The sequence below is a fragment of the Sporosarcina koreensis genome, from assembly GCF_042655825.1.
Taxonomy (GTDB): domain Bacteria; phylum Bacillota; class Bacilli; order Bacillales_A; family Planococcaceae; genus Sporosarcina; species Sporosarcina koreensis.
In genome coordinates this window covers 34,239-50,199 of record NZ_JBHSNP010000029.1, presented here as the reverse complement: position 1 = coordinate 50,199, position 15,961 = coordinate 34,239, and the positions used below count along the sequence as shown (strand labels likewise).

General features: G+C 46.1%; 11 protein-coding genes. 9 read left to right on the top strand and 2 right to left on the bottom strand.

Going from position 1 to position 15,961, the window contains the following annotated elements:
* Positions 1 to 9 precede the first annotated feature (9 nt).
* From acnA to ACFPTP_RS16155, 5 genes are all read left to right on the top strand, one after another.
* Positions 10 to 2,721 carry an aconitate hydratase AcnA gene (acnA, locus tag ACFPTP_RS16175; protein ID WP_381446934.1) on the top strand — a complete coding sequence of 904 codons (2,712 nt, stop codon included), beginning with the start codon at positions 10 to 12 and terminating at the stop codon, positions 2,719 to 2,721.
* 13 nt (positions 2,722 to 2,734) lie between these two features.
* Positions 2,735 to 3,418, top strand: a complete 684-nt coding sequence (locus ACFPTP_RS16170) for a GntR family transcriptional regulator (protein ID WP_381446932.1) — start codon at positions 2,735 to 2,737, stop codon at positions 3,416 to 3,418.
* 188 nt (positions 3,419 to 3,606) lie between these two features.
* Positions 3,607 to 4,614 carry a Bug family tripartite tricarboxylate transporter substrate binding protein gene (locus tag ACFPTP_RS16165; RefSeq protein ID WP_381446930.1) on the top strand — a complete coding sequence of 336 codons (1,008 nt, stop codon included), beginning with the start codon at positions 3,607 to 3,609 and terminating at the stop codon, positions 4,612 to 4,614.
* 68 nt (positions 4,615 to 4,682) lie between these two features.
* Complete coding sequence (locus ACFPTP_RS16160) at positions 4,683 to 5,144, top strand: tripartite tricarboxylate transporter TctB family protein (RefSeq protein ID WP_381446928.1); 462 nt, start codon at positions 4,683 to 4,685, stop codon at positions 5,142 to 5,144.
* Between the two features lie 17 nt (positions 5,145 to 5,161).
* On the top strand, positions 5,162 to 6,664 hold the full coding sequence (locus ACFPTP_RS16155; RefSeq protein WP_381446925.1) for a tripartite tricarboxylate transporter permease: 1,503 nt from the start codon (positions 5,162 to 5,164) through the stop codon (positions 6,662 to 6,664).
* A 43-nt stretch (positions 6,665 to 6,707) separates the two neighbouring features.
* On the opposite strand, the gene ACFPTP_RS16150 is transcribed toward ACFPTP_RS16155, so the two are convergent.
* Together ACFPTP_RS16150 and ACFPTP_RS16145 are read right to left on the bottom strand one after the other, a co-directional pair.
* Complete coding sequence (locus tag ACFPTP_RS16150; RefSeq protein ID WP_381446923.1) at positions 6,708 to 7,394, bottom strand: response regulator; 687 nt, start codon at positions 7,392 to 7,394, stop codon at positions 6,708 to 6,710.
* Positions 7,394 to 9,007, bottom strand: a complete 1,614-nt coding sequence (locus tag ACFPTP_RS16145; protein ID WP_381446921.1) for an ATP-binding protein — start codon at positions 9,005 to 9,007, stop codon at positions 7,394 to 7,396. Before ACFPTP_RS16145 ends, ACFPTP_RS16150 begins: the two co-directional genes overlap by 1 nt.
* A 550-nt stretch (positions 9,008 to 9,557) precedes the next feature.
* On the opposite strand from ACFPTP_RS16145, the gene ACFPTP_RS16140 reads away from it, so the two are divergent.
* The 4 genes from ACFPTP_RS16140 (at position 9,558) to ACFPTP_RS16125 (ending at position 15,786) form a co-directional block, all read left to right on the top strand.
* Positions 9,558 to 11,003, top strand: a complete 1,446-nt coding sequence (locus ACFPTP_RS16140; RefSeq protein ID WP_381446919.1) for a carbon starvation CstA family protein — start codon at positions 9,558 to 9,560, stop codon at positions 11,001 to 11,003.
* A 570-nt stretch (positions 11,004 to 11,573) separates the two neighbouring features.
* Positions 11,574 to 13,010 (top strand): aldehyde dehydrogenase, encoded by a 1,437-nt coding sequence (gene aldA, locus ACFPTP_RS16135; RefSeq protein WP_381446917.1) that lies wholly within the window; start codon positions 11,574 to 11,576, stop codon positions 13,008 to 13,010.
* Positions 13,011 to 13,053: 43 nt separating this feature from the next.
* Positions 13,054 to 14,226, top strand: a complete 1,173-nt coding sequence (locus ACFPTP_RS16130; RefSeq protein ID WP_381446915.1) for an iron-containing alcohol dehydrogenase — start codon at positions 13,054 to 13,056, stop codon at positions 14,224 to 14,226.
* A 48-nt stretch (positions 14,227 to 14,274) separates the two neighbouring features.
* Positions 14,275 to 15,786 carry a BCCT family transporter gene (locus ACFPTP_RS16125; protein WP_381446913.1) on the top strand — a complete coding sequence of 504 codons (1,512 nt, stop codon included), beginning with the start codon at positions 14,275 to 14,277 and terminating at the stop codon, positions 15,784 to 15,786.
* Positions 15,787 to 15,961 lie beyond the last annotated feature (175 nt).

Sequence of the window (15,961 nt, the reverse complement as noted above, 5' to 3'; positions counted from 1 at the left end):
GTGAATGGGATGACGAGTATAAAGAACGTGGAAGCCACATTCGAGTTGGAAGGGAAAACCTATGCCTATGCATGTCTTGGAAAGTTGGCGGAATGCGGATTTGACGGTATCGACAGATTGCCTTATTCGATCAAGGCGCTTCTTGAAAGTGCGATTCGACAAAAGGACGGGACGCTTGTGACGGAGGAGCATATCCGGATAATGACGGATTGGAAGGACTCCCAGTTCACTGATAAGGAGATTCCTTTCATCCCGGCAAGGGTCATCCTGCAGGATTTCACGGGTGTCCCTGCAATCGTCGATCTGGCAGCGATGCGAAGTGCGGTCGAGGCGGAAGGCGGCGATATTTCAGCGATCAATCCCCGGATTCCTGTCGATCTCGTCGTCGATCATTCCGTCATCATGGATGTGACGGGAAGCAAGGATTCATTCAGGGAGAATCTGCGGGGGGAATATGAACGGAATGAGGAGCGGTACCGTTTTGTCAAATGGGCACAGCAGGCATTCGATCGCTTCAATGTCATTCCGCCGGCTTCCGGCATCGTCCATCAAGTGAATATGGAATACCTTGCGACGGGTGTCCGCATGGAAGAGAAGGAAGGGCGGACCCACGTATTTCTTGATACGTTGGTCGGTACGGATTCCCATACGACGATGATCAACAGCCTCGGCATTGTTGGCTGGGGCGTGGGCGGCATCGAAGCGGAGGCGGCCATGCTTGGGCAGCCGATCCATTTGAATGTGCCGCAAGTGGTCGGCGTAAGATTGGTAGGTGCTTTAAGGGAAGGGGTGACCGCCACTGACTGTGCATTGACCGTGACAAATCTGCTCCGGAAGCATCAAGTCATCGGGAAGATTGTGGAGTTCACAGGGCCGGCGCTTGACGGCATCCAGTTGGCGGACCGGGCGACGATTGCGAACATGGCACCTGAATACGGGGCGACGATGGCCTATTTCCCGGCGGATGCCATCACGTTCGATTATCTGAGGAGCACGGGAAGGAGTGCGGATGCGGCGTTGGCGGAGGCGTACTACGGATTGCAGGGCCTTCTGCGGACGTCCGATTCACCGGAACCGGAATTCACGGAAGTGCTGGAACTGGATCTTTCATCGATCCGACCGAGTCTCGCAGGTCCGAAAAGACCGCAGGATCTCGTGGAACTGGGAAGCTTGAAAAAAGGTTTCGAAGAGGCGATCGGTTTGCCTGTTGAATCGTATGGCTATGGATTGCCTGAAAGCGAACTTTTGAAGACGGTCCCGTTGGATGAAAACGTTGAGTTGAAGACGGGCTCATTGGTGCTTGCCGCGATTACAAGCTGCACGAACACGTCTAATCCGTCCGTCATGGTTGCCGCGGGGCTTGTCGCGAAGCGCGCGGTAGAACTCGGGATGAAAGTTCCGGACTTTGTGAAGACGAGCCTGACGCCGGGTTCCACGGTTGTGACGGAATACTTGCGGCGGTCCGGACTGCTCGGACAGTTGGAAGCGCTCGGTTTCTTCGTCGATGGCTATGGTTGTGCGGTCTGTTGCGGGAATACGGGCCCGCTTGATCCGGCAGTTGAAAACGCCGTCAAAGATCATGACCTTATCGTTTCCTCGGTGCTGAGCGGAAACCGGAATTTTGAAGGCCGTGTCCACCCGCTCATCAAAGCGAACTATTTGGCCTCTCCGCCGCTCGTCATCGCATTCGCGCTGGCAGGGTCCGTGCGTGTTGACTTGACGAGTGAACCGATCGGCAAAGACAGCGCCGGCAATGCGGTTTATTTGAAAGACCTATGGCCGTCTTCCGCTGAAATCGAAGAGATTGTCAGTTCCGTCCTGAATGAAGGGCTTTTCACTGAGCAATACCGAGATATTCACGAGCATGAAGCTTGGAATGCGATCAGTTCGACTACGGGACGGCTCTTTGAATGGGATGAGGCATCTTCCTATATCCGCGAATCCCCGTTCTTTGGCACAGCCGGATTGAAACAAGGCGATCACCTGAAGCCGATGCGGGCGTTGCTGTACCTTGGCGACTCGATTACGACCGACCATATTTCTCCGGTCGGTTCGATCGGCGTATCAACGCCGGCGGGCCGCTACTTGAAAGAACAGGGCGTGGCACCAAGGGATTTCAACTCCTATGGATCGCGTCGCGGAAATCATCATGTCATGGTGAGGGGCACATTTGCGAATGTGAGGCTCCGCAACCGGCTGGCGGAAGGCAAGGAAGGCGGGTTCACAAAGTTCCTGCCGACCGGTGATATCATGCCGATCTATGATGCCGCGATTGAATACGGTAAATTGAATACGGCGCTCCTCGTCATTGCGGGCAAGGAGTACGGGACGGGTAGTTCACGAGATTGGGCGGCAAAAGGAACGGCATTGCTCGGAGTGAAGGTCGTTCTTGCGGAAAGTTTTGAGCGGATTCACCGGAGCAACCTCGTCGGGATGGGCGTGCTGCCGCTTCAGTTCTTGAATGGGCAAGGGGCCGGCCATTTCGGATTGACGGGCCGGGAGGAATATAGGCTGACAGGCGATCCGTCTTCTTGGAAGCCGGGCCAGCTTATTGATATAACCATTTTCGGCGAAGATGGGAAGAAGTTCACGATCCAGGCGATTGTACGATTGGACAGCGAAGTCGAATTGCACTATTTTAGGAATGGAGGCATTCTGCCGGCGGTCATGAAGTCATTCTTGGAGATGTCATCGACATCAGAAGTCCGGCCGGCACGATGAAAGGATTGAAGACATGAGAAAGATGACAAACGATAAGCGATTGTCTTCTAGTGATATCGCCTACAAGGAAATCAAGCGACGGATTATCGAATGGATTTTCATCCCCGAGCAGCAATTGGTCGAAGAGGAGCTATCGACGGATCTTGAAGTGAGCCGGACGCCTCTTCGGCAGGCGCTCTATCGACTCGAACTGGAAGGGCTGATCATCAAGAAGCCGAACGGCCGCATGCATGTGGCGCCGATTTCATTGAACGAAGCGGAAGAGGTTTATAAGGTGAGGGAAGTGTTGGAAGGGCTGTTGGCACGGGAAGCCACTGAGCAAATGAGTGAGGAGGTGCTGCAACAATTGGAGGACATCCTGCACCTCATGAAGTTGGCGGCGGATCAGGGGCGCAACGAACATACCGTCAAGTACGGCAGCGAATTCCATGCGTTGCTCTATGCGTTGAGTGCGAATGAGACGGCTAAGCGTTTTTTGCTGCAAGTGGATAGCCTGATTGAAAGATACCGACGGCTCGGCGGCTATAAAAATCCGGCTTATGTACCTGCCATTCCCGTTCAAGAACACGAAGCGATTTTGGAACTTATCCGGTCGGGTGATGGCGTCGGTGTGGAAAATGAGATGCGGGAGCATATTAAAAGGAATTTGGAAGTTACGAAAGATACCCTTAAACTTTATTTGCATGATGAACAATAGGCGGACAGGAGAGAGCTACATTTTCTCCTGCCCGCTTTTTGATTTTTAAAGGACTACGCGCCCCCATAAACTTTATGAACAAAAAGGATTTAATAGCCTTTAAAGTTAATAAATTCGAAATCTTTAATTTTGAAAGCGCTTCATTATAATGAAAGAGTATCAAACTTTTATTGGGGGAGGGAGTAAGTATGAAGAAGAAATCAATCTTATTAGGTGCCGTGCTCGCTTTATCGTCAATCATGGCAGCGTGCAATGGCGACGAAAAAGCGAGTTCGGCTTCAGGCGATGATTGGAAACCGACGAAACCGATTGAATTCATTGTACCGGCTGGTGCTGGCGGCGGATGGGACACAACTGCAAGAGCGGCAGCGAAGGTATTGGAGGAACAGAAAATCGTCAACCAACGATTCGCGGCAGTTAACAAACCGGGTGGAGGAGGTGCAATCGGATGGGCATACATAGATGGCAAGAAGAAAGATGACCATCTGTTATTCCCGACATCACCGCCTATCATGTTCGTTCCTTTGAACGGCCAATCCGATTTAGGGCATAAGGACTTCACTCCGATTGCAGCATTGACTGCGGATTATGCGGCATACCTCGTTAAATCGGATTCGCCATTCCAAAATATGAATGATCTTGTGGACGCGATGAAAAAAGACCCGAAATCCATTTCAGTTGTCGGCGACTCAGCGCCTGGAAGCATGGATCATATGCAGTTTGTGAAATCGGTCAGTGCAGCTGGAGTAGACGCGAAAAACGTGAAGTACGTCTCTGCTCAAGATGGCGGAGGCATGACGATGCTCCTCGGCGGGCAAGTGGAAGTTTATTCAACCGGAGTGGGAGAAGCGGTTGAGCAAGTCAGGGCTGGTAATGTAAGAGTGTTAGGCGTTACGTCTGCGGAAAGAATTGAAGGGGACGTGATTTCTGATTTCCCGACGCTGAAAGAACAAGGCATTGACGATGTATTCGTTGTTTGGAGAGGCATTATGGGACCTAAGGATATGAGTCCTGAAGCTGCAAAATACTACGAGAACGCTCTGAAGGAAATGACCGAGACGGATGCATGGAAAGAAGAACTTGACCGCTATGGCTGGTTGCCGAATTGGATGGGAAGCGAGGAGTTCAGTAAATTCCTTGATGAAGAATACGATAAAATCGACAAACTGATGACGGAAATCGGCTTGAAAAAATGATTCACTGGAAGGCGGGATGGCTGTTAAGAAGCATCCTCCTTCTTCTTCATTAAGAAAGGAGTATGAAAATGTCCTTACATACAATGGATCGGAAAGTCTCTTTAGTCATTATGGCAATTGCCATCGTCTACTTGATATTGAGCTTTCAGCTTCCTCTTTACCCATACACGCAAGTGGACGCGGATGTTTTGCCGAAAGGACTCGGATTTCTGCTCCTTGGCTTGGCAATCCTGCTGTTCATCCAAAATCGTCCTGAAACTGAAGAGGAGAAGCAGAAGAGGAACATAAAGAAAGAGGATGTCATCCTTCTGCTTTTGACGTTGGCGGCACTATTGCTTTACGTATTTTTCCTTGAAATACTTGGATTTATCCTGACGACAGGGATTTTTCTGATTGTGACGATGAGGATGTTCGGTTATATGAACTGGAAGCGTAATGTGATGGTTTCGCTTGTTTTCACATTCATCTTGTATATCGCTTTTAACTATTTACTGAAAATCTACTTGCCACAAGGAATTTTACCGTTCTAAAGGAGGGCATATATTAAATGGATACATTACAAAGTGTTCTATACGGTTTCGAAGTTGCCCTCACTTGGCAAAATGTCATGTTCGTGTTCATCGGAGTATTGGCGGGGACGATCATTGGGATGCTCCCGGGTCTCGGACCTATCAGCGCTATTGCTGTTATGATTCCGTTAAGTTACGGGATGGATCCCGCCTCGGCTTTGATTTTAATGGCAGGTGTCTATTACGGTGCGATTTTTGGAGGCTCCACATCTTCTGTTCTTCTGAATGCACCAGGGGTGGCATCGACAGTCGCTACTACATTTGACGGTTATCCGATGGCACAGCAAGGGAAGGCGGGAAAAGCGCTTGCCATTGCGGCAATTGCTTCCTTTATCGGGGGGACGTTTGCAACGGTCGGATTGATGCTTGTAGCGCCTCAATTGTCGAAATTCGCATTGACATTCGGGCCGTCGGAATATTTCGCGTTGATGTTGCTGGGACTGACAGCGATTGCGTCATTGTCTGATGGGTCAACAGTCAAAGCGTTCATCTCCGCTTGTGCGGGCATAATGGTGGCGACGATTGGAATTGATGCGCAGACGGGGACACAGCGTTTTACATTCGGTAGTGTGCAACTTTACGATGGCATTGATTTCCTAGTTATCGCGCTCGGTCTTTTCGCTTTGGCAGAAGTGACTTCGCTCATTATTACGCGGAGGGAAAGTCTGTTCAAAAGCGGGAGCAATATAGGGAGTTTGCGGATTACAAAATCGGAAGCGAAAAAGATGGCCGCTCCGGTTGGAAGGCAGTCCGTCTTCGGATTCCTGATCGGTGTGCTTCCGGGAGCTGGTGCAACGATCGCTTCTTTCCTTGCTTATATATCCGAAAAGAAGCTTTCCAAAGATCCCGACTCATTCGGTAAAGGGAATGTTGTCGGCGTTGCGGCGCCCGAATCCGCTAACAATGCGGCTGCCGGCGGTTCTTTCGTTCCTTTGCTGACATTAGGGATTCCGGGCTCCGGAACGACTGCAATCATGTTGGGTGCTTTGTTGGTTGTCGGCGTGCAGCCGGGTCCGATGCTATTGAATGACCATCCGGACGTTTTCTGGGGAGTCATCGCGAGTATGTATATCGGTAATGTTATGCTTCTGATTTTGAACTTGCCTTTGATCCCTTACATTGCGAAGATCCTTTATATACCGAAGGGGATGCTGATTTCTCTCATTCTAGTTTTCTGTCTAATTGGTGTATATGGTGTCAGCTTCAGTACATTCGATTTATACGTATTGATCATCTTCGGTGTTATAGGCTATGCTATGCGACTACTGTCATTTCCCGCGGCCCCGTTCATCTTGGCGTTCATCCTCGGAGGCATGATGGAACAGTCATACAGGCAGGCATTGACCATTTCAAACGGAAGTTTGATGGTTTTCATCGATCGTCCAATTTCGGCCACGCTTATAGGAATTGCAGCGTTATCCCTTTTTGCTCCGATGATTATTTCACGGATTACAAAGCGGAATAAGATCGGGAAAGCATAATGGAAATGAGAAGACGGCCACTCATGTCTTCGTCTTCTCATTTTTAATTCGCCAAATAGACACGCTCGGGCCTGCCGACTTGGCCATATGATAGTTCGGCCGTAATAATTCCGGTCGATACCAAGTATTCCAAGTATCTTCGGACGGTTGTCCGGCTCATGCCGACGTCTTTGCAAAGAGTCTCAGCAGTAATTCCTTTGTCTTTATATGAGATCAACCTGTCATTGATCTTTTCCAAGGTGAGTGGATCGATTCCCTTCGGCATTTCCGCATCCGCTTTCTGTTCCTTGGAAATGCTATTTAGGAGTGCATCCACTTTTTCCTGGTCCACGTTGTCGGGAATCGATTTCAGTTTTTTCCAATACTCGGCGTATTTCTGTAAAGTCCGTTGAAACCTGTCCAACATTACAGGTTTAATAATGTAGTCGATGACTCCGCCTCGTATCGCTTCCTGCACGGTCTCCAGTTCTTTCGCAGCCGTGATCAAGATGATATCGGTATTTTTATGGTGATTCCGGATATGACGGATCATTTCAATTCCATTTCCGTCGGGGAAATAGACATCCAGTAGAACAAGATCCGGAATGGATGCCAATAAACTGTCCTTTCCTTCTTGGATTGTCGATGCCGTCCCGCAGACTTCAAACCCTTCCATCTGTTCAATGAACTGCTTGTTGATTTGGGCGACCCTGAAATCGTCTTCTATGATCAATACCTTAATTTCATTCATTATGATTTCCCCTCCCCTTTTGGAATGACGATCACTACCGATAACCCGCCGAGACTGCTTTCTGTCATCGTAAGGTAGCCATTCACACTGTCCAGCGCGCGCTGTACAAGATGAAGTCCGTGTCCTCTATCAACCCCTTTTTTGGTGCTGAACCCTTTCGTGAACAACAGTGGGAGCTGATCCGGTTCCACACCGTCGCCCGAATCCTCAATTTCAAATATGTATTCATTCCCTAAGTCGGTCATGAATAGATGGACCTCTTTGCGACCGTGTTTTGCGGCAAGAACGGCTTCAAACGAATTATCCAATACATTCCCCAATATCGTTACGAGCTTGTCCCTTTGGAAGTCGCTCGGTATGTCTTCCAATGAACTCTCTTTATCAATTTTAAAATCCACTTGCAATTCATGCGCCCTCGAATATTTACCAAGGAGAATAGCACTGAGTAAAGGGTCGTGGATGGACTCCGATAAGAATTGGATGAAATCCTGGTAACCGATCGTTTCTTTTTGAATGAGCTCTAGTGCATCCTGGTATGACCCCAATTGAATCAGACCCGATATGGTATACAGCTTGTTTGAATACTCATGGGTTTGCGCCCTCAATCCGTCCGCATATTGCTGGACCTGTGATAGTTCTTTCGATAGTTGTTCGATATCCGTTTTCTTCCTAAAGCTTGAAACGACGCCGATTACACGTCCTGAGGATAGAATGGGTACTCGGCTGGCGATGATTTCATTATTATTCAACTTCAATTCTTCATTGAAGTGGCTAGTGCCGTCCTCCAGGATTTCCAACATTTTAGTGTTCGGTAAGACGGTTTGAATAGGTTTATTTAAATGCTTTTTCGAGGGTTCAATTCCTAAGATATTATAGGCGGCTTCATTAATTGAAGTAATATGCCCCCGCGCATTGATGGCGATGATGCCTTCATGAATGGATTCCAAAATGGCGCTTCTTTCCCTGAACAATAGACCGATTTCAGTCGGTTCCAACCCGAGAATGGACTTTTTCACGTTTTTTGCGATGAGAAGCGACCCGATAATTGTAAAACAGAGGACGAGCACAACTAGGGAAAAAATCTTGTTCTCGTAACCTCGGACAATCCCTTCAACTTCCCTGTTCAAGAAGCCGACCGAGACAATTCCGATAATCTCATCGTTCTCGTCAATGATAGGTGCCTTCCCTCTGATGGAAGGACCCAGCGTTCCAGCAGACTTGGATATGTAGGAAGCGCCATGCAATAAAGCCAGATCGTTATCGCCGCCAACCATCATCTGGCCAATCTGATCTACGCTAGGGTGGGAATACCGGATGCTATCCTTATTGCCGACAACGACGAACTGCGCCCCTGATTTTCTCCTCAGTTCCTCCGCCAATGGTTGAATGATCTCTTCGGGGGAGGGGGAATGAAAGGCTGCTTTTACTTCCGGCATCGATGCAACCGTCTCCGCCACACTCAATGCCCGTTTTCCGATCTCTTCTTCCACCGACTCAGACAAAATGGACATGAAAAGAATTCCGAATGAAAGAATCACTAAGCATGCAAGTACAAATATGAGAAGCGTCAACTTTGTTTGCAACTTAAGTGCTTTTAATTTTATGTGTTTCACTCTACAAACCCCATTGTATTAAAGTATACAATACTAACTGTATCATATTTTCAGATTATTTATAAGCGAATTTTTCAGGAAATGTAAAATTAATTACATTTCGGCCCGTTCGCCACCCTTTCAAAGAAGGTGCTCCTCACTAGAATCATGAATTGCAGGAAATTTTGGGTGCCGGCTTTAAATAATTGCTCGGCTTAATCTAGTTTTTCATACTGGTCGTGAACCGTAACGCAAAGAAATCATCTCGCTACGCAATCAATTCGGCTCGAAACACAATGAATACTACGCGCAACGAAACAAAAGCGGCTCGCAACGAAAGCAAACAGGCCGCAACAAAATGAATATTTTTCGCAACGAAACCAATCAATGTGAAGTGAGTAGTCCTTTAGGTAGTACGTAAACAAATTTTGCTAACTCGAGGAGGAAGCAGAATATAATAAACAAAAGTTTGTAGAAATTTGTCGAAAAATATCGAATAAAACTATTGATTGTTGTTTCTATTCGGTATATTATTGTATTTAAAATTCAGAAAAAGAGGGAGGGTTCAGCGATGATTACTTTTATAATATCCATTTTGTTGTTGATTGTTGGTTATATCGTTTACGGGAAGGTGGTTGAACGGATTTTTGGCATCGATGACAAGAAGCCGACGCCTGCCTATACAAGCAACGATGGTCTTGACTATATTCCAATGAGTTGGTGGAAAGCGAGTTTGATTCAGCTTCTGAATATCGCTGGAACCGGCCCGATATTTGGTGCAATCATGGGCGCGCTTTATGGACCAGTCGCGTTTATATGGATTGTTGTCGGTAGTATTTTTGCAGGGGCGGTACATGATTACTTTTCGGGTATGCTGTCGCTTAGACATAATGGAGCTCAATTTCCGACACTTGTCGGAAGATACTTAGGCGGTAAAATGAAATTCCTTATCACAATCGTTTCGATCGTTTTAATGGTACTGGTGGCGGCAGCATTTACTTCAGCACCTGCCCAGCTACTTACGGAAATAACGCCACTTAACTTTACGACTTGGTTAGTTGTTATTTTTGCGTATTTTATACTTGCGGCGGTGCTACCGATTAATAAGGTAATCGGAAGAGTGTACCCTATTTTTGGAGCTATTTTAATTTTCATGGCGGTATCAATCGGTATTGGATTATTCTTTTTTGATCATTCAATCCCCAATTTGACATTCAGTAATTTGCATCCTGGAGAACTGCCTATCTGGCCATTGTTGATGGTAACCATATCGTGCGGGGCGATTTCTGGATTTCACAGTACACAAAGCCCGATTTTAGCTCGAACATTAAAAAAAGAAAGTGAAGGTAGAAAAGTTTTCTATGGCGCAATGATTGGCGAAGGGATTATTGCGATGATTTGGGCAGCTGCAGGAATGACCTTCTTTGGCAGTACAGGTGCATTGCAAACAGCACTGGCAGCAGGAGGTCCTGCTGCAATCGTGAATGAAATCAGTTTAACAACGCTAGGCGCATTTGGTGGATTCATTGCAATTTTAGGTATCGTTATTCTACCAGTTACGACCGGTGATACGGCATTACGTTCCTCCAGAATGATGCTTGCTGAACTATTAACACAACTGACGAAGAAAGACTTTAATGGGAAAGGGAAATTGGCTTTACTGATCATACCAGTAGCAGGAATAACGCTTTATCTAACAACGATTGATTATAGCTTCCTGTGGCGTTATGTTGGCGGATCGAATCAAATCGTTGCTGCGGTAATGTTATGGACGGCAGCTATGTACCTGGTGGAAAACAACAAGTTCCATTGGATCTGCAGCATTCCGGCATTATTCATGACAGCGGTGGTAAGTACGTATTTCTTCTATGCACCAGAAGGCTTTAACCTGGACTATGGTATTTCTCTGGCTTTAGGAGCGGTTATTTGGTTGGCTGTACTAGCTTGGTTTGTAAGGCAGCTGGTTAAGCATAGGACAGCTAGTAACTATAATGATTTGGATGTGAAAGTGGGGTAGTGAAAAACCAGATTCCTGGAGCTAAGGGAATCTGGTTTTTAAATTCATAAAGCAATGAATTCGAAGTGCAACGCAACTAAATTGAAGCGCAACGCAAATAAATCCGGCTCGCAACACAATGAAAACAACATGCAACGAAACGAAAGCGGACTGCAACGTAAGCAAACTAGCCGCAACACAATAAATATGATTCATAATGACATCAAAACCTTTCGTAACGAAACCAACTAATGTAAGGCGAGTTGTCTATAAAAAAACAACCATCCAATTCACATAGATTCATGTGAGCGGATGGTTGTTTTTCGTTTACAACAATAGAAAAGTCAGCGGTGCCACAATGATCAAGCTTAGAATCGTAAGCTCTAGCCAAATAACAAGCAGTTTTGAAATCTCCGTTGATAAGATCCTATATCTATTACGTCATACTTAGTTTGATTATTGTAGTCATAATAAATGACAGTCGACTTGAACTATTTTATAAAATTGGTATGATGAAGAAAGGGCCAACATTCCATTGCAGGAAGAAAAAAGGAATTTATTAGCCGAGTGATTGTGAAAGGATGAGCCTACATGATTTCATTACAAGCGTTAATTGACGGAGAATACGTTAGCCATAAACAAAATAATACAATTCAAGTTATGAACCCCGCTACAAATGAAGTGATCGGTGAGGTGCCTTCATTAGAGAAAGCGGATGTGGACCGTGCCGTTTCATCCGCAGTGACAGCTTTTTCAAAATGGAAGAAGACACCGGCAATTGAAAGAGCCCGATTAGTTATGCAACTCTTACGTTTAATGCAAGATGAAAGTAGTTTAGATGCGATTGGAAAAATGATCACGTTGGAAATGGGTAAAAGCTTTTCCTCGGCGAAATCGGAAGTGTTTTATGCAGCTGATCTAGGGGAGTACCAAACAGAATGGGCAAGACGAATTGAAGGCGATGTCGTAGAAAGTGACAATGCCAACGAAAAAATCCTTTCGATTCGAGAACCGTTAGGAGCGATTGGCATCATTGTTCCTTGGAACTTTCCGATTTATGTCCTCATACGAAAAATGGTGCCGGCCTTAATTGCGGGGAATACGGTAGTCATCAAACCTAGTATTCAATCACCATTATCCGCGTTGGAGCTAGCGAAGTTGATTGCCGATACGGATATTCCGAAAGGTGTCATTAATATTGTTACAGGTGAGGATAGCGTTGTTGGGGAAGCTCTGACTTCTTCGGAAAAGATCAGCATGATTACGTTCACTGGAAGCACGGCTGTCGGGAAACGAATTATGGAGAAGTGCGCGCAAAATATGATCAAAATCTCTTTGGAACTCGGAGGGAAAGCGCCGGCGGTTGTGATGGAGGATGCAGATATCGATCTTGCCGTTCAAGCGATCGCAGGCGGGCGTTTGGCTAACTCGGGCCAAGTATGTAACAACACGGAAAGGCTCTACGTACACAAGTCCATAAAGGAAACATTCATCAACAGGCTCGTGGAAGAGTTCTCAAATACGGAGTTTGGGGATGGCCTAGAGAACCCTGAAATCGGAATGACATGTTTAGTGAGCCCGAATGATGCGAAAAGAGTCCATGAAATGGTTGAGGAAGCTGTTTCCGAAGGGGCTACCGTTTTATGTGGCGGAGAATTAGTGTCAGAGGGTAGTAGTTTTTATCCGCCGACGCTACTTGATAATTGTACGCAAGAGATGAAAATTGTCAGGGAGGAAATATTCGGCCCTGTCTTGCCGATCGTTGAATTTGAAACGCTGGAAGAAGTCATTGAATACGTGAATGACTCGGATTACGGACTTACATCAAATGTGTATTCCAATAATTATCGAAACATTATGGAGTTATTGTCCAATATCGAGTGTGGAGAAGTCTATGTAAATCGACAACAAGGTGAAGCGTATCAAGGTTATCATTCGGGATGGAAGAAGTCCGGAATCGGCGGAGATGATGGTAAACATGGCTTTTATGAATTTACACAAGTGAAGACGGTTTACTTGAAATATTGAATAGCATCTGTCTTTCATTTCGGAATGAAAGGAGTGACGAAACATGCAAGAAACATTTGAGTTTGGATTAAAGACAAAAATCATTTGTGGAGAAGGTACATACCTTCAGCTCGGACAACTGATAAAAGAGTCAACAGCTTCAACTAAAACAGTCATTGTTACAGATAAAGGTGTCATTGAAGCAGGTCTTGTCAATTTAGTCGAAAAGGTGCTCCATGAAAGCAATATTGAATATACCGTGTTTAGTGATCTGGAGAGTGATCCATCCGTACGTTCGATTGATGCAGCCGCACGGGTCATACAGGACTTCGATGCAGATTGTGTCATTGGAATCGGTGGAGGCTCGGCAATGGATGTAGCTAAAATGGCTTCCCTTGTTGCCGTGGGGGGAGCGTCTGCATCTCATTATGAACTGATGGCAAACCCTTTTCCGAAGAAAACAATCACGTCCATCATGATCCCTACCACTTCAGGTTCGGGTGCCGAAGTGACGAGTACAGTTGTATTTACGAATGCTGAAAAACGCAAAGTATGGGGATGGGACGAACAAATGGCGCCGGACGTTGCTATTTTAGACCCGTTATTTACGGAGGGGCTCCCCCGGCATTTAACGGCTGCAACTGCATTGGATGCATTAGTACATGCAATTGAAGCTTGTACGGGTACAAGGTCAAATCCGATAGTGGAAGCATTCGGGCTGAAATCAATCGAGTTGATTTGCGGAAACGTGGAGCGAGTTCTGCATAACCCAAGGGATCTCGAAGGCAGGACGGCTTTAGCGGTAGGGGCGGCACTTGCGGGAGTGGCGATCGAAAACGGCGGCACTGGCATCGCACATTGTATGGGCCATGCGATTACAACAGTCGGAAGAGTACCACACGCGAGAGCAGTTGCGATGGCGATGAATGCAACGTATAGATGGAAGGTAGAAGGGGATGTGGACTTGTTTGCGAAAGTCGCGAAAGCGATGGGTGTACATACGGAAGGATTGAGCAAATCAGAGATCGCCTATGCAGGGGCGGATCGTTTTAAGGAACTAGTCCATTCGAGCGGATTAAACACATCACTAAAAGAGGATGGTTTAAGCATAAATGATGTAGATCTTTTAGTAGAAACAATGACATCGGAAGAAAATCAACCGATGAGGGAAAATAATTGCCGCTTCGTCTCTGAAGAGGATTTGCGTAGTTTCGCAAGGGAATTGCTGTCCAGCTAAAACGTCGTCGCCAGGCCTTCTCGGCAGAATAGTAAGGAGAGAGAGGATTTGAATCTTAGACATGCTGTTTTTTGGCCACCGTTTTTATTAGTTTTGGTCGCCGGTATCATAAGTTTTACAAATAGGGATGCTTTTATCAATATAACTACAAAAGCAAATGATTGGTTATTAGCCAATTTAGGAGGGCTTTTCAGTCTTAGTGGTTTGATTTTATTGGCGACAGTGAGCATTGTTTACTTTTCGCCTTTAGGCAAAGTGAAAATCGGTGGAAAAGATGCAAAACCAATGCTGACGCTTCCAAATTGGATTGCGATTACACTGACGACTACAGTGGCGGCTGGAGTAACGTTTTGGGGGATTGTAGAGCCGATTTATCATTACTTAGCGCCACCGGAATCGATGAATATCCCCCCTGAATCCCCTGAGGCAGTGATCTATTCGATGTCGACAATGTTTTTACATTGGACGATTACACCGTATGCCATCTATTGTGTTCCTGCGTTAATGTTTGCGTTTGCCTATTATAATATGAAAAAGTCGTTTAGTTTGAGTTCAACGATGGCCCCTTTATTCGGATCGAGAATAGAAGGCGGATGGGGGAAGGTTATTGACGCGGTGTGTTTATATACACTTGCATTAGGGATGGCTGCAGCTTTGGGAACGGCTGTCATCAACCTTGGCGGCGGGGTGAATTACCTGACGGGTATCGCGAGTTCGCCGGTAGCATGGGCATTCATTACCGCAATCGTAATGACGACTTTTGTTGTTTCGGCAGCAAGCGGGTTAATGAAAGGAATTCGAATTTTATCGGATCTTAACATGAAAGTGTACATAATCATTATTCTGTTCATTTTTGTTGCGGGACCAGCTGGCTTCATTATTAATCTTGGTGTCGAATCTTTTGGCCACTATGTGACGCACTTCTTTGAGAAGAGTTTGTTTACAGGCGCGGCATCCGGCGATCAATGGCCACAATGGTGGACTGTCTTCTATTGGGCGAACTGGTTTGCGTGGGCTGCTATTACGGCATTGTTTTTAGGGAGAATTGGCTACGGGTACACGGTTAGGACGTTCATCATTGTAAACTTTGCTTTCCCATCTTTCTTTGGTGGGTTGTGGATGACTATTTTTGGCGGGACGACCATACACCGCTTGATTACCGATACGAAAATTGCGGATGTCTTTACTACAAGTGGTCCAGAAACGGCATTATACGCCATACTAGCTGAAGTTCCATTATCGGCAATCGTTATACCATTTTATTTGTTCATCGTCTTTATTTCATTCGTCACAGCAGCAGACTCGAACATATCTGCAATGGGTGGAATTAGTTCTACTGGAATTACACCAGATAGCCCCGAGCCAAGTATCGCCATAAAGGTTATATGGGGTATATCGATTGCTGTAATTGCATGGATGATGATTAGTTTCGCCGAAATAGATGGTATAAAGATGCTATCGAATTTAGGTGGTTTGCCTGCAATGATTTTATGTTTACTGATTGCAGTTTCGTTGCTGAAAGTGGCATATAATCCGAAGAGGTATGATAGGACGGAATAGTGGATAAAAAAGCGGTCTAATTCTCATCGAGAGAATGATCGCTTTTTTTCACTTCATATTTTTCGGCTTGTCGAGTAGAGTAGAAACTTTATCTTTCATGGTTTCCGTTTCATTTTCCATCACTTCAAGTGGTGCAGAATTATGTCCAGCACCTGGCAATCTGATCTTTTCAATT